Origin of the sequence: Streptomyces natalensis ATCC 27448, from assembly GCF_000935125.1 — a bacterium.
In the GTDB taxonomy this organism is placed as follows: Bacteria; Actinomycetota; Actinomycetes; order Streptomycetales; family Streptomycetaceae; genus Streptomyces; species Streptomyces natalensis.
On the sequence record NZ_JRKI01000062.1, the window covers coordinates 180,722 to 199,385 of the forward strand.

24 protein-coding genes are annotated in these 18,664 nt (G+C 70.5%); 18 read left to right on the forward strand and 6 right to left on the reverse strand.

The genetic code is table 11. From position 1 onward, the window contains the following. Positions 1–111: 111 nt before the first annotated feature. Entirely contained in the window at positions 112–492 is a 381-nt protein-coding gene (locus SNA_RS35960; protein WP_044368577.1) for a GntR family transcriptional regulator, read from the reverse strand. 356 nt (positions 493–848) lie between these two features. Here SNA_RS35960 and SNA_RS35965 point away from each other — a divergent pair, with 356 nt between their 5' ends. The 16 genes from SNA_RS35965 to SNA_RS36035 all read left to right on the forward strand — a co-directional run bounded on the left by SNA_RS35965 (position 849) and on the right by SNA_RS36035 (position 12,262). After that, positions 849–1,028 carry a hypothetical protein gene (locus tag SNA_RS35965; RefSeq protein WP_030063816.1) on the forward strand — a complete coding sequence of 60 codons (180 nt, stop codon included), beginning with the start codon at positions 849–851 and terminating at the stop codon, positions 1,026–1,028. A 140-nt stretch (positions 1,029–1,168) separates the two neighbouring features. Then, on the forward strand, positions 1,169–1,351 hold the full coding sequence (locus tag SNA_RS35970) for a hypothetical protein (protein WP_037788690.1): 183 nt from the start codon (positions 1,169–1,171) through the stop codon (positions 1,349–1,351). Positions 1,352–1,469: 118 nt separating this feature from the next. Next, positions 1,470–1,784 (forward strand): hypothetical protein, encoded by a 315-nt coding sequence (locus SNA_RS35975; RefSeq protein WP_030063815.1) that lies wholly within the window; start codon positions 1,470–1,472, stop codon positions 1,782–1,784. Next, a complete protein-coding gene (locus SNA_RS35980; protein ID WP_030063814.1) occupies positions 1,784–2,440 on the forward strand; it encodes a GGDEF domain-containing protein in 657 nt (218 codons plus the stop codon). The genes SNA_RS35975 and SNA_RS35980 overlap by 1 nt, the downstream gene beginning before the upstream one ends. After that, entirely contained in the window at positions 2,440–3,540 is a 1,101-nt protein-coding gene (locus SNA_RS44560) for a conjugal transfer protein (protein WP_241779979.1), read from the forward strand. Before SNA_RS35980 ends, SNA_RS44560 begins: the two co-directional genes overlap by 1 nt. Positions 3,541–3,666: 126 nt before the next feature. Continuing rightward, a complete protein-coding gene (locus SNA_RS35990) occupies positions 3,667–3,888 on the forward strand; it encodes a hypothetical protein (RefSeq protein ID WP_030063811.1) in 222 nt (73 codons plus the stop codon). Between the two features lie 94 nt (positions 3,889–3,982). After that, positions 3,983–6,187 carry a cell division protein FtsK gene (locus SNA_RS35995; protein ID WP_044368579.1) on the forward strand — a complete coding sequence of 735 codons (2,205 nt, stop codon included), beginning with the start codon at positions 3,983–3,985 and terminating at the stop codon, positions 6,185–6,187. Between the two features lie 140 nt (positions 6,188–6,327). Beyond that, positions 6,328–6,579 carry a hypothetical protein gene (locus SNA_RS36000; protein WP_030063809.1) on the forward strand — a complete coding sequence of 84 codons (252 nt, stop codon included), beginning with the start codon at positions 6,328–6,330 and terminating at the stop codon, positions 6,577–6,579. Beyond that, positions 6,579–6,707: a hypothetical protein gene (locus SNA_RS44900; protein ID WP_275042042.1), complete on the forward strand. Its 129-nt coding sequence runs from the start codon at positions 6,579–6,581 to the stop codon at positions 6,705–6,707. The genes SNA_RS36000 and SNA_RS44900 overlap by 1 nt, the downstream gene beginning before the upstream one ends. Then, a complete protein-coding gene (locus tag SNA_RS36005; protein ID WP_030063808.1) occupies positions 6,698–6,886 on the forward strand; it encodes a hypothetical protein in 189 nt (62 codons plus the stop codon). The genes SNA_RS44900 and SNA_RS36005 overlap by 10 nt, the downstream gene beginning before the upstream one ends. A gap of 8 nt (positions 6,887–6,894) precedes the next feature. Then, positions 6,895–7,500, forward strand: a complete 606-nt coding sequence (locus SNA_RS36010; protein ID WP_044368582.1) for a hypothetical protein — start codon at positions 6,895–6,897, stop codon at positions 7,498–7,500. Further along, positions 7,493–7,930 carry a DUF6292 family protein gene (locus SNA_RS36015; protein WP_030063805.1) on the forward strand — a complete coding sequence of 146 codons (438 nt, stop codon included), beginning with the start codon at positions 7,493–7,495 and terminating at the stop codon, positions 7,928–7,930. Before SNA_RS36010 ends, SNA_RS36015 begins: the two co-directional genes overlap by 8 nt. 1 nt (position 7,931) lies before the next feature. Beyond that, on the forward strand, positions 7,932–8,441 hold the full coding sequence (locus SNA_RS36020) for a hypothetical protein (RefSeq protein ID WP_051877123.1): 510 nt from the start codon (positions 7,932–7,934) through the stop codon (positions 8,439–8,441). Between the two features lie 85 nt (positions 8,442–8,526). Beyond that, a complete protein-coding gene (locus tag SNA_RS36025) occupies positions 8,527–10,509 on the forward strand; it encodes a DUF3987 domain-containing protein (RefSeq protein WP_338059851.1) in 1,983 nt (660 codons plus the stop codon). A 209-nt stretch (positions 10,510–10,718) separates the two neighbouring features. Further along, entirely contained in the window at positions 10,719–10,943 is a 225-nt protein-coding gene (locus SNA_RS36030; RefSeq protein ID WP_044368584.1) for a helix-turn-helix transcriptional regulator, read from the forward strand. 77 nt (positions 10,944–11,020) lie between these two features. Further along, a complete protein-coding gene (locus SNA_RS36035) occupies positions 11,021–12,262 on the forward strand; it encodes a tyrosine-type recombinase/integrase (protein WP_030063801.1) in 1,242 nt (413 codons plus the stop codon). Between the two features lie 80 nt (positions 12,263–12,342). Here SNA_RS36035 and SNA_RS36040 read toward each other — a convergent pair whose 3' ends face one another. The 4 genes from SNA_RS36040 to SNA_RS36055 all read right to left on the reverse strand — a co-directional run bounded on the left by SNA_RS36040 (position 12,343) and on the right by SNA_RS36055 (position 15,561). After that, positions 12,343–13,104 carry a phosphoglyceromutase gene (locus SNA_RS36040; RefSeq protein ID WP_030063800.1) on the reverse strand — a complete coding sequence of 254 codons (762 nt, stop codon included), beginning with the start codon at positions 13,102–13,104 and terminating at the stop codon, positions 12,343–12,345. Between the two features lie 98 nt (positions 13,105–13,202). Beyond that, on the reverse strand, positions 13,203–13,454 hold the full coding sequence (locus tag SNA_RS36045; RefSeq protein ID WP_078970441.1) for an ester cyclase: 252 nt from the start codon (positions 13,452–13,454) through the stop codon (positions 13,203–13,205). 105 nt (positions 13,455–13,559) lie between these two features. Continuing rightward, entirely contained in the window at positions 13,560–14,051 is a 492-nt protein-coding gene (locus SNA_RS36050) for a type III secretion system chaperone family protein (protein ID WP_037788698.1), read from the reverse strand. Positions 14,052–14,115: 64 nt separating this feature from the next. Continuing rightward, positions 14,116–15,561 carry a glycosyltransferase gene (locus tag SNA_RS36055; RefSeq protein ID WP_044368586.1) on the reverse strand — a complete coding sequence of 482 codons (1,446 nt, stop codon included), beginning with the start codon at positions 15,559–15,561 and terminating at the stop codon, positions 14,116–14,118. 156 nt (positions 15,562–15,717) lie between these two features. Between SNA_RS36055 and SNA_RS36060 the strand changes: the two genes are divergently transcribed. Continuing rightward, the gene (locus tag SNA_RS36060; RefSeq protein ID WP_044368588.1) at positions 15,718–16,536 is read left to right on the forward strand and encodes a class I SAM-dependent methyltransferase; all 819 of its coding nucleotides are present in this window, start codon (positions 15,718–15,720) and stop codon (positions 16,534–16,536) included. Positions 16,537–16,617: 81 nt separating this feature from the next. On the opposite strand, the gene SNA_RS36065 is transcribed toward SNA_RS36060, so the two are convergent. Next, positions 16,618–17,484: a helix-turn-helix domain-containing protein gene (locus SNA_RS36065; RefSeq protein WP_030063794.1), complete on the reverse strand. Its 867-nt coding sequence runs from the start codon at positions 17,482–17,484 to the stop codon at positions 16,618–16,620. A 127-nt stretch (positions 17,485–17,611) separates the two neighbouring features. On the opposite strand from SNA_RS36065, the gene SNA_RS36070 reads away from it, so the two are divergent. Further along, positions 17,612–18,619 (forward strand): aldo/keto reductase, encoded by a 1,008-nt coding sequence (locus tag SNA_RS36070; protein ID WP_030063793.1) that lies wholly within the window; start codon positions 17,612–17,614, stop codon positions 18,617–18,619. Positions 18,620–18,664 lie beyond the last annotated feature (45 nt).

Here is an 18,664-nt window from a genome sequence, read left to right on the forward strand (position 1 = left end):
GATGCGGCGGACTCTCATGATGTCCCAATACCACCGTTGACGTGGGGAGTTAACAGTTATCACGGCAGGGGTGTTAACCCCTGTCCACTGTCAACCAGCGCGACATGAGGCTTACTGGTTCTCGTCAGCGCGACCGGAGCGGCCGGCTTCCAGCCTCTCAACCCGGTCGCGGAGGTCAGAGAACTGGGAGGTGACATGCTTCAGCTGTTCCTGAAGGTCTCGCAGGCTCGCGGCAGCCTGCTGAGCCGTGGGCTCGCCCTTAACCGGGTCGATCACGTACGTCCCGCTGCCCTGACGGCCCTCGACTAGCCCGTCTTCCGCCAGCTGCCTGTAGGCGCTCTGCACCGTCATGAGCGCCACGCCCAGCTTCTTGGCAAGGCCCTGGGCGCCGGGCAGCCGGGCGCCGGGCCCGTACGAGCCGTCGGCGATGTCGCCCCGGAACTTGGCGGCGATCTCTTTGGCTGTCGGGGGCTTCTCGGGCTTCCAATCCATGCCTAGAGCCTATCCAACCTAGGTCATTTCCTTCACTCCACCGAAGGGGCTTGACCTCGCGAAAGCAACCTAGGTAACTTTCTCTGCGTGAGGAGTTACCTAGGTAACCCACTCGCAGTGCTCCGGCGTGCGCCGTGAAGACGGGTGCCCCTGACCAGGGGTTACCACGCTCGTCGGAAGCGACCGTTCCTTGAGAACTGAATAGGTGGGCCCCGCCTCCCCGAGTCGAAAAGGCGGTCGCGCGGCTACGAGCCGCGCCTGCACCTCGCAACCCCGTGTTGCCCAGACGCTCCGGGCCGTTCGCGGCCGGGGGCGGTGGGGAGCGCTGGGCTCCATCTCCGAATCGAGGAGCAGACATGTTCGGACGCAAGACCGACACTCAGGCGATCGCTGAGTACCAGGCCGCGAAGCGGGCTCTGGAAGACAACCAGCGTCAGGAGAAGAAGGCCGGCATCCGCGAGGAGTCCGACACCTACCTGGAGCTGAACGCCCGCGTGGCGGAGACCGAGAAGAACGTCCCCTGGTACCGCCGTTGACGCGTTGCCCGATCCGCCCGTCTCGTACGGGCGGTGAGGGGAGCCGCTCAGCTCGGCTCCAAGCCCACGACACGAAGCAGGGCACGCCCCCTCGCCTGGCAGCTAACGGGCGCGCCCTGTGATCCCAGAAAGGATCGAAGGTGAGCATATTCCGCTCCCGCAGCGATGCACAGAGCAGCGAGATTCAGGAGCTGCAAGCTCAGGCCCGCGAGGACTACCGGACCCACAACAGCCCGGAGAACCAGGCGGCAGCCCGTGAGCAAGCCGGGCACGCCCGCAGCCACGGCAACGCCGCGGCCAGCGCCTGGCGCGGACGCAAGTAGCCGAATCTCCGCCCGCGTCACCGCCTGATCCGCGTTCCTGCCGGGGCGGTCGCCTCTCACCACAAGACCGCGACCGCCCCGGCCTCCGTCCCTTCGACACAGGAGACGACGACCCACCATGCGTTCGTACATCGACCATCATGAGATCGGCAGTCAGGCCGAGTTCGAGGAACTGGCCTTCGGTTTCACCGAGCAGCCCCTCGGTATCGACCGCGACCTGTTCCGCGGCCCGCTGGACGTCGAGAAGCCCGACGAGCACCAGGCCCGCCTGGACGCCGCCCGCGACGTGCTCGCAGACCTGCGGGAACAGGCCGAGGCGGGCGACGAGATCGCCGCCTGGGACGCCCTCTACGCCGACGCCTTGACCGCCGTCGTGCCGCTGGCGCGGCCGGCCAAGGACAAGGGGCGCGTGAACCGGAAGGCGGCGGCCTGATGAGTGAGCTGCTGACCTTCGCCGCTGCCTCCGGGCCCCTGGCAGGTGCCTGGGGTGCACACACCCTGTGGATGCGCCACCAACTGCGCGCCGCACGCCAGGATCCGCTGACCGGCCTGCTGCGGCGCGACGGATTCGACCCTCGGGCCAGTCGCCTGCTGCGCCAGCGGACCACGGCGGTCGTGGTCATCGACCTGGACGGCCTGAAGACCCTCAACGACACCTTCGGCCATGCGGCCGGGGATGAGGCGATCCGCGCCACGGGCAAGTGCCTGGCGCTGTGGGCCCACGCCCGGGGGATCGCGGGACGGCTCGGTGGGGATGAGTTTGCCGCCGTGATTCACCGCCCGCCCGCCGGAGAACTGGCAGGGCGCTGGAAGGGCCTGGAACGCCAGCTGTGGATCCTGCACGCGAAGCTGTGCGAGCCGGTCACCATCGAGGGCCGTGAGGTGCCGTTGGGTGCCTCGGTCGGCGCCGTTGTCGCCCCGCGGGGGTCCGGAGACCTCTCCACCTGGAAGCGGCGGGCCGATGAGGCCATGTACGAGGCCAAGCAGTGCGGGGGCGGCTGGCGCATCGCCGACGGCTCCCAAGCTGCCCACCGCACGGTTAACGGTCGGCGCGCGGGTCGCCGCGGAACCTCTCAGGAGGTGGCCTGATGACCTCTCGCAGGCCACTGACCAAGACACAGAAGGTCGTTCTGACCGCCGCGTTCGTGCCCATGCTCGCCACCGGCATCGCGGGCGGGGCGGGGACGTTCAGCAACATCAGCCGCGCCTACGGCACCGGTACGGCGCTGGGCGCAGTGGCGGCCGGCGAGGGAGCAACCGCCGTTCTGGCGCTGGTGCTGCTTGGTCTGACAATGCTGGGGCAGTCCTCGCCGCTGATCGTCCGGGCGGGCTTGTGGGCTCTTCCTGCTGCTGCCTCGGCGATGGCGGCCATGGCCGCTGATGATCCGGGCCGGACCGTGATCTACGCGGTTACCCCGATGGGCATGTGCGTCTCCGCGGAGGGCATGGCGTTCCTGGCGCGCCGCATCGTGGTGCACCAGGACGGACGCGATGCCGAAGCTGAGGTGAAGGCCGCCGCGGTGGTGCGGGCGCTGGCCTACCACCAGGCGCGCGCTGCCAACCACCCCGACGCGCGGGTCAAGAGGCGGTCGCAGCGCACGTCGTGGAAGCTGGCGCGGAAGGTCGGCCTGGGGGATGCGTCCCTGGGCGGGCAGCTGCTGGACATCCAGCGGGAGCGCGTCACCGAAGGCGCGGACGCCGCCCTGGCTGCCATGTTCACGGTCACCGCACCACCCGCCGCACGGCAGGTGTGCGGGCCGGACGAGACCGACTCGGTTGCCCTTCCGCACACCCCCGCACACCACGTCCTCCCGTCCGCCGAAGAACCCGCCGACGCCCCGCAGGGCGATGCGGATGATGAGTCGTTCGCACAGGTCACACACCGTGCGGGGGGTGTGCGGGATACCGATCCGCACACCCCCCGCGCGGATCAGTTCCAGGCGGCTGATGAGGCGCTGTTGCGGGCGCAGTACGAAGAGGCGGAGCTGGAGCGGCTGCGACAGGAAGCACGCCGTACGTACCTCGAATCCGCACAGGCCGGCCTGGTGCTCAGTGCCCGCGCGCTGGGTGAGGCGTACGGCATGAGCGAGTCGTGGGGACGCAAGCAGATCCTCGCCGTCCGCGATGACGAGACCTCCCGGCCGCAGTTGCGGGCTGTGGGGGACGGGGCAGATACGGCGGCTGCGTGATGGCCACCCTCCCCATCTACCGCTGGCCAGCGCACCCCACAAGACCGGCAAGACAGCGGCCGGGCGCCGCCAATACCCCAGACCACGCCTGACTGATCAACAGACGATCGACCGAGGAGATGCACCGTGACCACCCAGACCGCCAAGACGCAGGGCTCCCACCACTGGGTCATGACCGTGGAACTGCCGGGCCGGGCAATGCAGACGCTCTACGGAACCTGGACCCCGCCGCAGGGCACCACCCGCCACGACGTGTTCCTGGACATCAAGGCCGAGATCGCCGCGGAGGACCCCGACATGGCGCGCGCCAACGTCGTCTTCTTCTCCCTGGAGCCCAACCAGCTCTGACCTGCCCCGTCCCCGTTCTCACGGGGCCCGGACGTCTGCCGGCCAAAGCGCCGTCCGGGCCCCTTCCACCTCCCGTTTCCGGAAGGAAGCAGCAGTGAATCACGACGACGACCGCGAACTGTTCAACCGGCTTGAAGCCGATATGGCCGCCGACGCCGCCCGCCAGGAGGGCGCGGAGGTGGTGGACCTGAACAAGGCCCGCTCCGCCCGCGAGGCAGCCGACGAATCGCCCAACCCGGAGCCGACCACCGGCCGCCCCGCGCAAACGGATCTATCCGCCCGGGTGCTGGTGGACGGCCCCGACATCAAGGGCCCGGGTTACCTGGGCAGGCTGATGGGGGCCAAGCGCCGGGCGATCGTCCCGGAGTGGCTGAAGTCCACTGACGAGCTGAAGACAGCCGCCACCTGGGTCGCCGGCCACTATGGCCACATGGCCGGGTACCACGCGCTGCGCTCCCCGGTCTACGCCGCACGCCTGGCCTTCCAGGCACCGCGAGGGGCAGCGAGGTTCCTGGGCGGCACGATGCGCTGGGCCTCTGACGGGGAAGGCGACCCGGTGCGCCGCGCCATGGTGGCCAAGGAGGACGCTGCCACCTACCTCAAGCTCTCCCGCCAGCGCGACGGCCGCGTGCGGCTGCGCACGCTGGTGGTGGTCCTGGCTTCCTTCATCGGACTGGGAGCCGCGCTCGCCCTGTACGTGCTCGCCCCGGCCTGGCTCATGACCCTGTCGGTCAGCACGATCGTCCTGGCCCTGGGCTGGGCAGGGGACGCGGCCGATGCCCCCGTCATCAACCGGGCCGTGGAGCTGCCCAAGGCCCAGAAGCTCACCTCGGACATCGTCCTGAGGGCGCTGGGCGCGCTGGGTATCCCGGCGATCAACCAGGCCCAGTCCAAGGGCCGCGAGGGATTCACCTTCACCGCGCCCATCACCCGCGACGGCCCCGGCTGGCGCGCTGAAGGCGACCTGCCCTACGGCGTGACCGTCACCGACGTCATCGAGCGCCGCGACAAGCTGGCCTCAGGTCTGCGTCGGCCGCTGGGCTGCGTGTGGCCCGAGGCAGTGCCTGACGAGCACACCGGCCGCCTGGTGCTGTGGGTGGGCGACCAGGACATGTCCAAGGCCAAGAAGCCTGCGTGGCCGCTGGCCAAGTCCGGGACGGTGGACCTGTTCAAGCCGGTGCCGTTCGGCACCGACCAGCGGGGACGCTGGGTCAGCGTCACGCTGATGTACATCGCGGGCATCATCGGCGCCATCCCCCGCATGGGTAAGACCTTCCTGCTGCGGCTGCTGCTGCTCATCGCTGCCCTGGACCCGAGGGCCGAGCTGCACACCTACGACATGAAGGGCACCGGCGACCTGGACCCCGTCGGCAACGCCGTCTCCCACCGGCACGCCGCCGGCGATGACGACGAAGCCATCGAGTACGTCATCCGGGACTTCCGCGAGCTGCGCAACGAGCTGCGGCGCCGCACCAAGATGATCCGCTCCCTGCCCCGCGACATCTGCCCAGAGTCGAAGGTGACGTCCGAGCTGGCCAGCAAGAAGGAACTCGGGCTGCACCCGATCGTGATCGGGGTGGACGAGTGCCAGGTCCTCTTCGAACACCCCAAGTACAAGGACGAGTTCGAGGAGATCGCCACCGACCTGGTCAAGCGCGGCCCGGCCACCGGGATCGTGCTGCTGCTGGCCACCCAGCGGCCGGACGCCAAGGCGCTGCCCACCGGCATCTCCGCGAACGCCTCGGCCCGTTGGTGCCTGAAGGTCATGGGCCAGCTGGAGAACGACATGGTCCTGGGCACCTCCGCCTACAAGCGCGGGGTGCGCGCCACGATGTTTTCCTGGGCCGACAAGGGCATCCACTACTTCGTCGGCGAAGGCTCCGACGCCCGGATCGTCGGCTCCGTCTACGTCGATGGCGTCGGCGCCGACGCCATCGCGCTGCGGGCCCGAACGGCCCGCGAGGACGCCGGCACCCTCTCCGGCCACGCGCTCGGCGAGGAGCCCGAGGCGGACGCATCGGCAGCGTATGACCTGCTGCGGGACCTCCTCGGCGTGATCCCGGCCGAAGAGGCCAAGGTCTGGAACGAAACCGTCGTGGCCCGCCTGGCCGAGCTGCGGCCCGAGGTCTACGGCGAATGGGCCGCCGAACAGCTCACCACCGCCCTCAAGCCCTACGGCATCGAGACCGTCCAGATCGGCCGCCGCATCAACGGCAAGGTCGTCAACCGGCGCGGCATCGAGCGCGCCCACATCACCGCTGCAGTAGCAGAGCGTGACGGAAAGCGCGACGCCGGATGAGCCCGCGGGGCCGCTATCGCTAGCAGTAACCCTCGCTAACGTTAGCGGCCCCGCTAGCGCCCCGCACCACATCTGATCAGGCCGCTAGCGGATAGCGGCCCACCTGCGGAAACCCCAGAAAACCGCCCTGGAGGCCGTTCATGACCCCCACCGCCCTCGCTATCACCTTCCCACTCATAGTTACTTTCTGTTACGTAGCTCTGTGTGCGGTCAGCCCGTTCGGCAACTGCCGCAAGTGCCGCGGCTTCGGCTACGCGCTCAAGAAAGACCGCCGCGGACGCCTCAGCCCCGGCAAGACCTGCCGCCGCTGCCACGGCGACCGCAAGCGCATCCGCGTCGGCCGCCACCTGTTCAACGTCGCCGCCCGCCTCCACCGCGACGGCACCCGCTGATGCGCAGCGCACTGCGCACCGCCGCCGCCATCGTCCTGCTCGGTCTCGCGGCAGCCTCCTGCCCCGCCCACCACCCCGCCCCGAAGCCCAACCCCACCACCCAGAAAGGAATCCCGGCATGGCCGTGACCATCTCCCTCGTCGCCCTGTTCGGCCTCGTCCTGTTCTTCCTGCTCCGCTCCAAGACCCTCGGCTACGGCTCCGCGTTCGTGGCCATCATGTTCGGCTTCTTGCTCGCCTCCACCGGAGCGTCGGGCCCGATCAACCAGCTCACCCACGCCGTTGTCGACTCCGTGCGGCACCTGTAGGGCCGGCCGTGAACGACCACCTCACCGCGCGACACCGGCTCGCCGCCGCGGCCCCGAAAGCAGCGCCGGCCGTCGCCACCTCCACCGTGCTGATCCTGGCCCGGATCTGGAACGCCAATGGCGCCGAACACTCCGTTGGCGACGCCTGGTTGATGGGCACCCTCGCCGGTGCCGCAGCGCTGGCCGGCACCGTGGCGGCCACTGGACGGCACGGCAACGGCGAACTCACCGCTACCGCGTTCGCCACCTCCGGCGCCCTTGCCGTGGCCGGGGTGGCCGCCTACGCCGAACCCCTCGCCCCTGCCCTGGTCCTGTGGGCGGTCGCCACGATCCTCGGCTACGTCCTGGCCGCCCGCTACTGGCGCCAGGACCGCCGCGAGGCCACCGCGCACCAGCAGCGCATGGAGGCCGTGCGCGAGGACCACCGCCACACCGAGCACCTCGAACTCATCCGATCCCGCACCCAGATCGAATCCCTGGCCTATGCCGTCCAGCTCTCCGATGCCCGCGCGGCACGCGAAGGACTGCCCGGCTTTGACCACGCACAGCTCACCCGCGCCGGACTGCCAGAACTGCCCGGCACCGGCATCGACAAGGAGATCCCGAGTGGCTGACAGCACCGAATACGTGTCCCACGAGCCCTACATCCAGGCCGTCGCCGATGCCCTGGACGCGGCCGGCCTGACCGTCGCCGACTGGGGCGGCAGCGACGACGACCCTCGCGACGCCTACATCGAGTTCGACCGCGCGATCACGGCCCCCGCCTACGGCATCGAGACCGAGGTCAGCCTTCTGTGGACGGAGGAGAGGGGCTGGATGGTCGGCTGGGGCGACAAAGATTCCGTCCCGCAAAACGGCCTCGACTGGGTCATCGACCTGTCCACCGGAGTGCTCCCCACCCCCGACGAGATGGCCGCCGAGGCCCGCACGGTCGTCGCGAAGATCCCCGGCCCGCAGGGCGGGCCCTACGGCCGCTACCGCGATAGCTGCGATGACGACAACTTCGAATCCCAGCTCGCCCAGTACGCAGGAAAGGACCGCTGACGTGGGCTTCAACCCCAACAACTTCGTGACCATCAAGCTGGACTGCGTCGGCTGGCACCAGCCCTACACCCGCGACATCACCCGCCACCAGCTTGGCGAATTGCTCCTCCAGCTCGACACCATGGCCGCCGACACCGACGACGAGGAGGCCTCTGGGTGGCCGACGCCCGATGAGGCGTACGTCGGTGCCCCGAGCATCGCCGACGAGTTCACCTGGCTCTACCGGACCGCGGCCGACTGGCACGACGAGCTCGACCGCGAGTGGTACCTGCGACAGGCTGCGTTCCTCGACCGCATCGCCCTGCGCAACGACCCCGAAGAGCCGGGCATCGCCGCGGAGGAAGCCCAGGCAACGGCCACCTTCCTGCTGGACTGCGACAAGGCCGGAGACGGCGACTACGGCGGCCAACCGTACTGGCCCGAGCATCCAGCGGCGGAAGCCAACCCCCGCGGCTACGTCCGCCAGGAATACGTCCTGTGGCACCGCGGCCGGAACACCGACACCCAGTAGATACGCCCGGGGCGGTTGCCTCTCACCACAAGACCGCGACCGCCCCGGCTCTCCGTCCCTTCGAAGAAACAGGAGAACCCTCAGCATGACACCTCCACCCGCACATGGGCAGCACGTCTCCGAGCCACCCATGCCCGGCCACACCGGCGATGACTTCACCCGCATCCCGCCCAACGACCTGGATGCCGAACAGGCCGTCGTCGGCGCCCTCATGCTCTCCACGGACGTCATCGCCGAGGTCAGCGCGACCATGGACCCGGGCGACCACTACCGTCCGGCCCACGAGACCATCCACCGCGCCATCCTCCACCTGCACGCCCAAAGCCAGGGCGTGGACCCGATCACCGTCGGCCACCACCTCGAACAGGCCGGTGACCTCCACCGCGTCGGCGGACGCAGCTACCTGATCACCCTCATCCAGGCCGTCCCCACCACCGCCAACGCGGGGTACTACGCCGAGATCGTCCGCGACCTGGCTCAGCGCCGCCGCAGCATCGAGGCAGGCACCCGCATCGTCCAGGCCAGCCTCTCCCCCGACACCACGGCCGAGGACCTGCGCCAGGCCCTGGCCCTGGGCGCCGAGACTCTGCCCACCACATGGCAGGAGCCGATCCCGCTCAACCACCAGCCCAAGCTGCCCGCCTTCCCCACCTGGGTCCTCCCCGACTGGCTGCGGGACTTCGTGGAGGCCCTGACCGAGGAGACCCAGACCCCGCCCGGCCTCGCCGGAACCCTGTCCCTCGCCGTCCTCGCCACCGCCGCCGGCGGCCGCGTCGTCGTCCAGCTCCGCGGGCGCTGGCGCGAACCGACGAACCTGTTCACGGTCGTCGCCCTGCCCCCGGGCAACCGCAAGTCGGCCGTCTTCTCGGCCATGACCGCCCCGCTGCACGCGGCCGAGAAGCTGCTCATGTCCGAGGCAGCCGGGCGCATCGCCGAAGCCGAGGTGACCGCCAAGATGGCCCGCGAGGCCGCCGACAAGGCCGCCGCTCAGGCATCCAAGGCCGAGGGCGCCGAACGCGACGGGCTGACCGCCGAGGCCATCGCCCTGGCCCAAGCCGCCGAAAGCCTCGAAGTCCCGGTCAAACCGCGCCTGCTGGCCGACGACTCCACACCCGAAACCCTCACCACCCTCATGAGCGAACAGGGCGGGCGCCTGTCGGTGATGTCCGCTGAGGGCGGCATCTTCGACATCATCGCCGGCCGCTACTCCGGCACCCCCAACATGGAAGTCTTCCTCAAAGGCCACGCCGGGGACTGGCTCCGCGTCGACCGCCGCACCAGGGACGAGAACATCGACGAACCGGCCCTGACCATGGGCCTGGCCGTCCAGCCCGACGTCCTCAAAGACATCGGCCAAAACCGCAGCTTCGACGGCCGCGGCCTGCTCGCCCGCTTCCTGTACGCGCTGCCCGAATCCCTGGTCGGCTACCGCAAGTCCGACCCTGACCCCATCCCCGACCACGTCGCAGCGCGCTACGACCGCACCATCACGGCCCTGACGCTCTCGCTAGCCGAGTGGACCGATCCCGCCGTCCTCCGGCTCACCCCTGAGGCCCACCAGGCCCTCCGCGCCTTTGACCAGCGCCTCGAACCCCAGCTCCGCGCCCGCGGTGGGCGGCTGGCGCACATCACCAACTGGGCCAGCAAACTGGTCGGCGCCAGCGCCCGCATCGCCGGACTCCTCCACCTCGGCCAGCACCTCGAAGACGGCTACACCCAGCCCATCAGCGGCGACACCATGGACGCCGCCATCGAAATCGGCGACTACTTCACCACCCACGCCCTGACCGTCTTCGACCTGATGGGCGCCGACACCACCCTGGCCCGCGCCCGCATCCTCCTGGCCGTCCTGGAGGACAACGGCTGGGAGAGCGTCAGCCGACGCGACCTGTTCGCCAAGCTCTCCCGCTCCGAATTCCCCTCCGTCGGCGACCTGGAGCCCGTCATGGCGCTCCTGGAAGAACACGGCTACCTCCGCACCGACACCCCGCCCCGCACTGGCAAGCGCGGCCGGCCCCCGGCCCCCCGCTACCTCATCCACCCCCAGGTACGGGAGCCCAAGGCATGAGCCACGACCCCGCCGCTGATTTTTGCGGCAATTCCCGCGATTTTTGCGGCAGCCACCCCCGCACCGTCATTGCCGCAGGTCACACCGCATCTCCGGGCATTTTTGCGGATTCTGCGGTTTCTGCGGCGGCATCCGTAGCCGCAGCGCGAGTCCGCGCAGCAATCCGCGCTCCGCTGCATCTTCACGATGCGTAATCGATGGAGGCCCGTATGGCCAGTGCAATAGCCACCCTCCGAGGTGGCCTCCCGGACCGCTACCTCAAGCCCGAAGACCTGGTCGATCTGTTCCAGCTGGACAGCGTCGAGACCGTCTACGCCTGGCGCAAGAAGCGCACCGGCCCTCCCGCGTTCCGCGTCGGCAAGCACCTCCGCTACGACCCCGCCGCCGTCAGCGCCTGGGCCGAGCAGCGCATGGCCGACGACGAAGCCGCCTGACCCACAACCCAACGCCACCCACCAGCGGGGCGGGGCCTAAAGGGCCCCGCCCCGCACCATGCCCGAAGGGCCACCGCATGGCAGGCCACATCCAAGACCGCTGGTACAAGACCGAACCTGGGCCCGACGGCAAGAGCCGCCGTATCAAGACCGACCGCTACGGCACCGGCATGCGCTACCGCGCCCGCTACATCGGCCCCGATGGCACCGAGAAGTCGAAGAGTTTCCCCGACGGCAAGAAGCGCCTCGCTGAGCAGTGGCTCCTGCATATCGAGGCGGACATGTCCCGAGGCCAGTACGTTGACCCCCTTAAGTCCAAGACCACGTTCCAGGAGTACGCCGAGAAGTGGTTGCCCGCCGCGGCCGACGACCCGAATACCGAGGCGTCCATGACTTCGCAGCTCAGGCTGCACGCCTTTCCGTACATCGGCTCTCGTCCTCTTGGCTCGTTCCGGCCGGAGCACATCCGGAACTGGCAGCTGGAAATGAAGAAGAACGGCGTGGCGGGTTCGTACGCCCGGACCATCTACTCCAACGTGCGAGGGGTGCTGAGCGCGGCCGTCGATGACGAGTACCTGACGCGCAACCCTTGTGCTGCCCGCTCAGTGAAGCCGCCGGAGGTGGAGCCCAAACGCGTCATGCCATGGACGCCGGCACGTGTCTTCGCCGTACGTGCTGCCATGCCAGAGCGCTATCAACCGATGGTCGACTTGGGGGGCGGCTGCGGACTCCGACAGGGGGAGATCCTCGGGGTGGCCGTGAGCGCCCTCGACTTCGAGACCCAGACCCTGCACGTCGTGCGTCAGCTGAAGCTCAGCCGGAGCAAGCCCGTATTCGCCCCGCCGAAGGGTGGAAAGCTACGGGATGTGCCGCTCCCGGGCCCCGTGGCTGACGTGCTTCGATCCCACATGAAGCAGTTCCCACCGGTCAAGATCACGTTGCCCTGGAGGACGGTAGACGGGCCGAAGGTCACGGAGCGCCTGATCTTCACGGGGCCGATGGGTAACCACGTCTGGCGCACTTCCCTGAACGAGGAGGCATGGAAGCCTGCCCTTGTGGCTGCCGGAGTCATACCCGACCGCCAGAGCAGGGCGGAGAGCTACGCCGCTGCCCGCGAGCACGGGATGCACGCTCTGCGGCACTTCTACGCGTCAGCGCTGCTGGACGGCGGGGAGAACATCAAGGCTGTGAGCGAGTATCTGGGGCACAGTGACCCCGGGCTGACACTCAGGGTGTACGCACACCTAATGCCGAGCAGCCAGGAGCGCACCAAGAAGGCCATCGCCACCATCTACGACAAGGCCCGGAAATCGACGTGACGGCCCACGGACGGCCCCGGCTATGAATCATGCCCCCTATCAGCGAGAAAGCTGCTGGTAGGGGGCATGATCACAGAGTTTTACTTCTTCTTCCCCTGGTTCTTCACGGCCTCGATGGCGGCCTTGGCGGCCTCCGGGTCGAGGTAGGTGCCGCCCGGGTTGAGCGGGCGGAAGTCGGCGTCCAGCTCGTAGGAGAGCGGGATGCCGGTGGGGATGTTCAGGCCGGCGATGTCCGCGTCGGAGATCCCGTCGAGGTGCTTGACCAGCGCGCGCAGGCTGTTGCCGTGGGCGGCGACCAGGACCGTACGGCCGGCGACGAGGTCCGGGACGATGCCGTCGTACCAGTACGGCAGCATGCGCGTGACGACGTCCTTGAGGCACTCGGTGCGCGGGCGCAGCTCGCTGGGGATGGCGGCGTAGCGCGGGTCGTCGCTCTGCGAGAACTCGGCGCCGTCCTCCAGGGCGGGCGGCGGGGTGTCGTACGAGCGGCGCCAGAGCATGAACTGCTCCTCGCCGAACTCGGCCAGGGTCTGCGCCTTGTCCTTGCCCTGGAGCGCGCCGTAGTGGCGCTCGTTCAGCCGCCAGCTGCGGTGCACCGGGATCCAGTGCCGGTCGGCGGACTCCAGGGCGAGCTGCGCGGTGCGGATGGCGCGCTTCTGGAGGGAGGTGTGCACTACGTCGGGGAGCAGGCCGGCGTCCTTGAGCAGCTCTCCGCCGCGGACCGCCTCCTTCTCACCCTTCTCGTTCAGGTTGACGTCCACCCAGCCGGTGAACAGGTTCTTCGCATTCCACTCGCTCTCGCCGTGGCGGAGGAGGATCAGCTTGTGCGTCGCGTCGGCCATGGCCTTGAGCGTAATCGAATCCCGGACGGGGCCCGGAACCCGTCCATGACCTGGGCCGCGGCGTGATCTTCGGCGCTTCCCGCCACATGATCGGCAGGCTACGCAGGCCAGTCCCAGCCCAGCTGGAGGAACATTCCGAGCCGGTCGCTCACCGCACGGATCTCGGCGATCCTGCCCTCCCGCACGGTGAAGATCCAGATCTGCTCGACGGAGCAGGTGCGGTGGATGGGGCGCGGCATACGGGGATGGGCGCCGGTGTGCCGGCCGCTGACGGTCAGCCGCGCCACCACGGTCTCGCCCTCCGCGATCAGCTGCTCGGCCACCGCGGTGAACTCGCCGAAGGCGGCCAGCTGTTGACGGAAGCCGTCACCCCATGGCGACGCCCGCCGGACTGGACGCGGTGGAGCGCGGCCTGGGCGCGCTGACCGGCGCCGGTTTCCCGCTCGGCCGGGCGCCTACGCTGACGCCGACCGGCCCGTCAGATGCGCGAACGCGGCCAGATTGCGGGTGGACTCCCCGCGCGCCACCCGCCAGGCGTACTCCTTGCGGATCGCCGTCGCGAAGCCCATCTCCAGCAGGGTGTTGAAGCTGCCGTCGGCGTTCTCCAGGACCGTGCCGAGGATGCGGTCGAGTTCGTCGGGGGTGACGGCGGCCAGCGGGAGTTTGCCGACGAGGTAGATGTCGCCGAGGTGGTCGAGGGCGTAACTGACGCCGTAGAGGCGGGTGTTGCGTTCCAGGAGCCAGCGGTGGACCGCTTCGTGGTTCTCATCGGGATGGCGGACGACGAAGGCGTTGATGGAGAGGGAGTGTTTGCCGACGATCAGCGAGCAGGTCGTCGACAGCTTGCGGGTGCCGGGGAGCTTGATGACGTAGGTGCCGTCGGACGGCGACTCCCACTCCAGCTCCGCGTCCCGCAGCGTGCTCTCGATCACCTCGGCCGGGGCCATCGCCGCGCCGGCCGTCTGCGCCGCCGCACCGTGCTCCCGGCCCCGGCCGGCCTCACCCGTCATCTCAGCCATGCAGGGATCGTAGGTGACGCCGGTGTTCCTGGAGGGCCGCGGTGTACACCTCGGCGGTCGCGGCGGCGGCGGTGCCCCAGCCGAAGGACTGGGCGTGCCGGGCGGCCGCGGCGCCCATCCGGGCCGAGAGCCCCGGGTCCGCCACGAAGCGGCCGAGCGCGCGGGCGTAGTCGGCGGGGTCGTGTCCGGCGACGAGGAAGCCGCTGGCGCCGTCGCGTACGGCCACCGGGAGGCCGCCGACCGCGGCCGCGACGACGGGGGTGCCGCACGCCTGGGCCTCGATCGCGACCAGCCCGAAGGACTCGCTGTACGAGGGCATGACCAGCACCGATGCCGCGCGGTACCAGTCGGCGAGCTGTTCTTGGCCGACCGGCGGGCGGAACCGGACGATATCCGCGATGCCGAGCCGGGCGGCCAGCTTTTGAAGGCCCTCCGGTTTGGCCAGGCCGCTGCCGCTGGGCCCGCCGACCACCGGGACGACCAGGCGGGAGCGCAGGGTCGGGTCCTGCTCCAGGAGGGCGGCCGCGGCGTGCAGCAGGATGTCGGGGGCCTTGAGCGGCTGTATCCGGCCGGCGAAGAGCGGGATGACGGCGTCTTGCGGCAGGCCGAGCCGGGCGCGGGCGGCGGCCCGGCTCTCGGCGACGGCGCGGCTTTGGCTTTCGGCCCCGGCACCCGCCGCACCGGTCACGTCCGCCCCAGCGGCCGCGCCCGCCGCGCCACCCGCCGTCAGCGGCCGGAAGCGCTCCAGGTTGACCCCCGGGTGCACCACGGCCACCTTGTCCCGCTCCGCGGCGTAGTGCCGTACCAGCTCTTCCGCCTCCTCGGCGGTGTTGGCGATCAGCCGGTCCGCGGCACGCACGATCTGGGTCTCGCCGATCACCCGGGCGGCGGGCTCGGGGGTGTCACCGGCGGCGAGCGCGGCGTTCTTGACCTTGGCCATGGTGTGCATGGCGTGCACCAGGGGGACGCCCCAGCGCTCGGCGGCGAGCCAGCCGACATGGCCGGAGAGCCAGTAGTGGGAGTGGACCAGGTCGTAGTAGCCGGGGCGGTGGCCGGCCCAGGCCCGCATCACGCCGTGGGTGAAGGCGCAAAGCTGGGCGGGCAGCTCCTCCTTGGCCAGGCCCTCGTACGGACCGGCGTCCACATGCCGTACGAGGACGCCCGGGGCCAGCTCCACGGTGGGCGGCAGGGTGCCCGTCGTCGCCCGGGTGAAGATCTCGACCTCGATGCCCAGGGCGGCGAGCTTCTTGGCCAGCTCGACGATGTAGACGTTCATCCCGCCGGCGTCGCCGGTGCCGGGCTGGTGCAGCGGGGAGGTGTGCACGCTGAGCATCGCCACCCGGCGCGGACGGCGCGGTACGCCGGGCAGCCGCAGCCGCGCCGACCCCGGGAACGGGCCGTGGGGACGACTGCGGAGCCGGGACACGTATTGGCTCACTGCGAGCTCCCTCCTTGGCCGGGCGTTCGGCGCGCCTCCGACCCCCTCCAACAATGCGGGCCGCCCATCCATTTCCGTACGGCGGCCCGCGCTCGCACTTTGCCAAAGAGTGACCTTTGGGCGGACGGCCGCCCCCTGGCCCGTACTCTCGATGGCATGGCCCGCCGCACCTCCGTCCCCGCCGCCTCCCGCCCCGTCGGCACGGTCACCCGCGGCACCACCAACCCCAACCGGCTGCGCCGGATGGACCGCTGGATAGCCGCCGAGCACGGCGCCGAGCTGCGCCGCACCGCCGACCCGGTCGCCGTCGACCTCGGCTACGGCGCCGCCCCCTGGACCGCGGTGGAACTGCTGGGCAGGCTGCGCACGGTCCGGCCGGACGCCCAGGTGGTCGGCATCGAGATCGAACCGGAGCGGGTGGCGGCCGCCCAGCCGTACGGGGGGCCGGGGCTGGATTTCGTCCACGGGGGCTTCGAGGTGCCGCTGCCGGGCGGGCAGGGGCGGGCGCCGGTGCTGATCCGGGCCGCGAATGTGCTGCGGCAGTACGACGAGGAGGAGGTGGCCGCCGTCTGGCGGCGGCTGTGCGCGCGGCTGGCGCCCGGCGGGCTGCTGGTCGAGGGCACCTGCGATGAGATCGGGCGGCGGCACGTCTGGGTCGCGCTGGGGCCCGAGGGCCCGCGCACGGTCACCTTCGCCACCCGGCTCGGCTCCCTTCACACCCCCTCTGACCTGGCCGAACGCCTCCCGAAGGCGCTCATCCACCGGAACGTCCCGGGCGAGCCGGTGCACGCCTTCCTGCGGGACTTCGACCACGCCTGGGCGGCGGCCGCCCCGCTCGGCGCGCTGGGCGCCCGTCAGCGCTGGCTCGCCGCCGTCCACGCGCTGGCGGCGGACTGGCCGCTCACCGGGGATCCGCGGCGGCGACGCCAGGGGGAGGTCACGGTGCGATGGGAGGCACTGGCGCCCAGGGCGTGAGCCGGCGCGCCGGGCCCTACGGGGTCCCACCCGGGCCCCCTGAGGGGCTTCGGCCCAGGCCTGAGGACTTCGGCCCGGGGCCTACCGGGCGAGCACCGGCTGCACGCGCTCCCCCAGCTCCCGCAGCCGCCGCTCCGTCTCCGACCCGCGCGGGGCCGTGTACGTCACCAGCGCCTGGTCCGGGTCGGTGCTCAGCCGGAAGCTCTCGAAGGTGACGTCCAGCTGACCCACCTCCGGGTGCCGGATGCGCTTGGTGCCGCGCAGGCACTCGTGCACCGACTGGGTCTCCCAGACCCTGCGGAAGTCCGCACTCCGCGCCAGCAGTTCGTTGACGACCTCGCAGATCCGCGGGTCGTCCGGATGCCGGCCACTGTCGGCCCGCAGATTGCCGACCACCTCCACGGCCTTGGCCTGCCAGTCCGGGAACAGGGTGCGCGCCACCGGGTCGAGGAAGACCAGCAGTGCGGTGTTACGCCGGTCCGCATCGAGCGCCTCCAGGTCGAAGGCGACCCGGCCGCCGAGCGCGTTCCAGGCCAGTACGTCCAGGCCGCGGCCCATGACCATGGCCGGGACGGTGGCCTCCATGGCGTCCAGCAGCTGCTGGATCTCCGGCCGTACCGTCTGCCCGGAGACCGCACCGGGGAGGCAGGCGCCCGGCGTGCGCCGCCGGGGCGCCGCGATATTGCGCAGATACGTCACCTCGCCGCCGGACAGCCGCAGCGCCCGCGCGATGGCGTCCAGGACGCTGTCGGAGATCGCGTGCGCCCGCCCCTGCTCGATCCGGGTGTAGTAGTCGACGCTGATACCGGCGAGCTGGGCGACCTCCTCGCGCCGCAGGCCCCGCACCCGGCGGCGGTTGACCCCGTCGGGCAGGCCGAGGTCCTCCGGGTTCAGCCCCGCCCGGCGGGCCTTGAGGAACGAGCCGATCTCGATTTCCGCGTGCAGCATCCATCCAGTATGCGACGCACCGCCGGTTGGGTGGTTCCACCGGACCCAGGCTGTGACGGGCCTGGTCCGCTCCGTACAGGGGCAGCAGGGTGGTGCCCTCGACCCCTTCTCGTACAAGGAGCGGCTCATGCAGCGCAGGATCCTCGGCGGCACCGGCATCTCGGTCAGCGAGTACGCACTGGGCACGATGATGCTCGGCGCCTGGGGCAACACCGATCACGACGACGGCGTACGGATCGTGCACCGCGCGCTCGACGCCGGCATCAACTTCGTCGACACCGCCGACGTCTACGCCGCCGGCGAGTCCGAGGAGATCGTCGGAAAGGCGCTCAAGGGGCGCCGCGACGACGTCGTCCTGGCCACGAAGTTCTTCAACCCGATGGGCCCGGACGCCAACCACGGTGGAAACTCCCGCCGTTGGATCATGCGCGCGGTCGAGGACAGCCTGCGCCGGCTCGGCACCGACCACATCGACCTCTACCAGGTGCACCGCCCCGACCCCACCACCGACATCGACGAGACGCTCGGGGCGCTCTCGGATCTCGTGCGCTCCGGCAAGGTACGGGCCATCGGCACCTCCACCTTCCCCGCCGAGCTGATCGTCGAGGCCCAGTGGACCGCCGAACGCCGCGGCCACGCCCGCTTCCGTACCGAGCAGCCGCCGTACTCGATACTGGCGCGCGGCGCGGAGAACGCGGTGCTGCCGACCGCGCAGCGCTACGGCATGGGCGTGCTGACCTGGGGCCCGCTCAGCGCGGGCTGGCTCTCGGGGCGCGATCTGTCGGCCAGCTCCCGGGCCGGCCTGGAGACGTCGAAGTTCGACCTCTCCGTCCCCGAGAACGCCCGCAAGGCCGAGGCCGTCGCCGCCCTCGCCGAGCTCGCCGCCGAGTCCGGCCTCCCCCTCCCCCACCTGGCGACCGCCTTCGTCCGCGCACACCCCGCGGTGACCTCCGTCATCATCGGCCCGCGCACCCTCGACCAGCTCGACAGCCTCCTGGACGGCGCCGACGTCACCCTGGGGGCGGACGTCCTGGACCGCATCGACGCGATCGTCCCGCCGGGCACGGATCTCAACCGCGCCGACAGCTACTACGTCCCGCCCGCCGTGGGAGACGCGTCGCTGCGGCGGCGCTGAGCCCTCTGTGCCGCGGCTGTGGGGCTGCGGCCGTGGACCTGCGGC

Excerpts from the sequence above, each read along its gene's own strand:
- SNA_RS36050 (WP_037788698.1), bottom strand. The coding sequence starts at position 14,051 with ATGGCCCCGGCCGAGGTGATCGAGAGCACGCTGCGGGACGCGGAGCTG.
- SNA_RS36005 (WP_030063808.1), top strand. The coding sequence starts at position 6,698 with ATGGCCGTGACCATCTCCCTCGTCGCCCTGTTCGGCCTCGTCCTGTTC.
- SNA_RS35980 (WP_030063814.1), top strand. The coding sequence starts at position 1,784 with ATGAGTGAGCTGCTGACCTTCGCCGCTGCCTCCGGGCCCCTGGCAGGT.
- SNA_RS36065 (WP_030063794.1), bottom strand. The coding sequence starts at position 17,484 with ATGCTGCACGCGGAAATCGAGATCGGCTCGTTCCTCAAGGCCCGCCGG.
- SNA_RS36030 (WP_044368584.1), top strand. The coding sequence starts at position 10,719 with ATGGCCAGTGCAATAGCCACCCTCCGAGGTGGCCTCCCGGACCGCTAC.
- SNA_RS36070 (WP_030063793.1), top strand. The coding sequence starts at position 17,612 with ATGCAGCGCAGGATCCTCGGCGGCACCGGCATCTCGGTCAGCGAGTAC.
- SNA_RS36025 (WP_338059851.1), top strand. The coding sequence starts at position 8,527 with ATGACACCTCCACCCGCACATGGGCAGCACGTCTCCGAGCCACCCATG.
- SNA_RS36040 (WP_030063800.1), bottom strand. The coding sequence starts at position 13,104 with ATGGCCGACGCGACGCACAAGCTGATCCTCCTCCGCCACGGCGAGAGC.
- SNA_RS44560 (WP_241779979.1), top strand. The coding sequence starts at position 2,440 with ATGACCTCTCGCAGGCCACTGACCAAGACACAGAAGGTCGTTCTGACC.
- SNA_RS36060 (WP_044368588.1), top strand. The coding sequence starts at position 15,718 with ATGGCCCGCCGCACCTCCGTCCCCGCCGCCTCCCGCCCCGTCGGCACG.
- SNA_RS35960 (WP_044368577.1), bottom strand. The coding sequence starts at position 492 with ATGGATTGGAAGCCCGAGAAGCCCCCGACAGCCAAAGAGATCGCCGCC.
- SNA_RS44900 (WP_275042042.1), top strand. The coding sequence starts at position 6,579 with ATGCGCAGCGCACTGCGCACCGCCGCCGCCATCGTCCTGCTCGGTCTC.
- SNA_RS35975 (WP_030063815.1), top strand. The coding sequence starts at position 1,470 with ATGCGTTCGTACATCGACCATCATGAGATCGGCAGTCAGGCCGAGTTC.
- SNA_RS35965 (WP_030063816.1), top strand. The coding sequence starts at position 849 with ATGTTCGGACGCAAGACCGACACTCAGGCGATCGCTGAGTACCAGGCC.
- SNA_RS36000 (WP_030063809.1), top strand. The coding sequence starts at position 6,328 with ATGACCCCCACCGCCCTCGCTATCACCTTCCCACTCATAGTTACTTTC.
- SNA_RS36035 (WP_030063801.1), top strand. The coding sequence starts at position 11,021 with ATGGCAGGCCACATCCAAGACCGCTGGTACAAGACCGAACCTGGGCCC.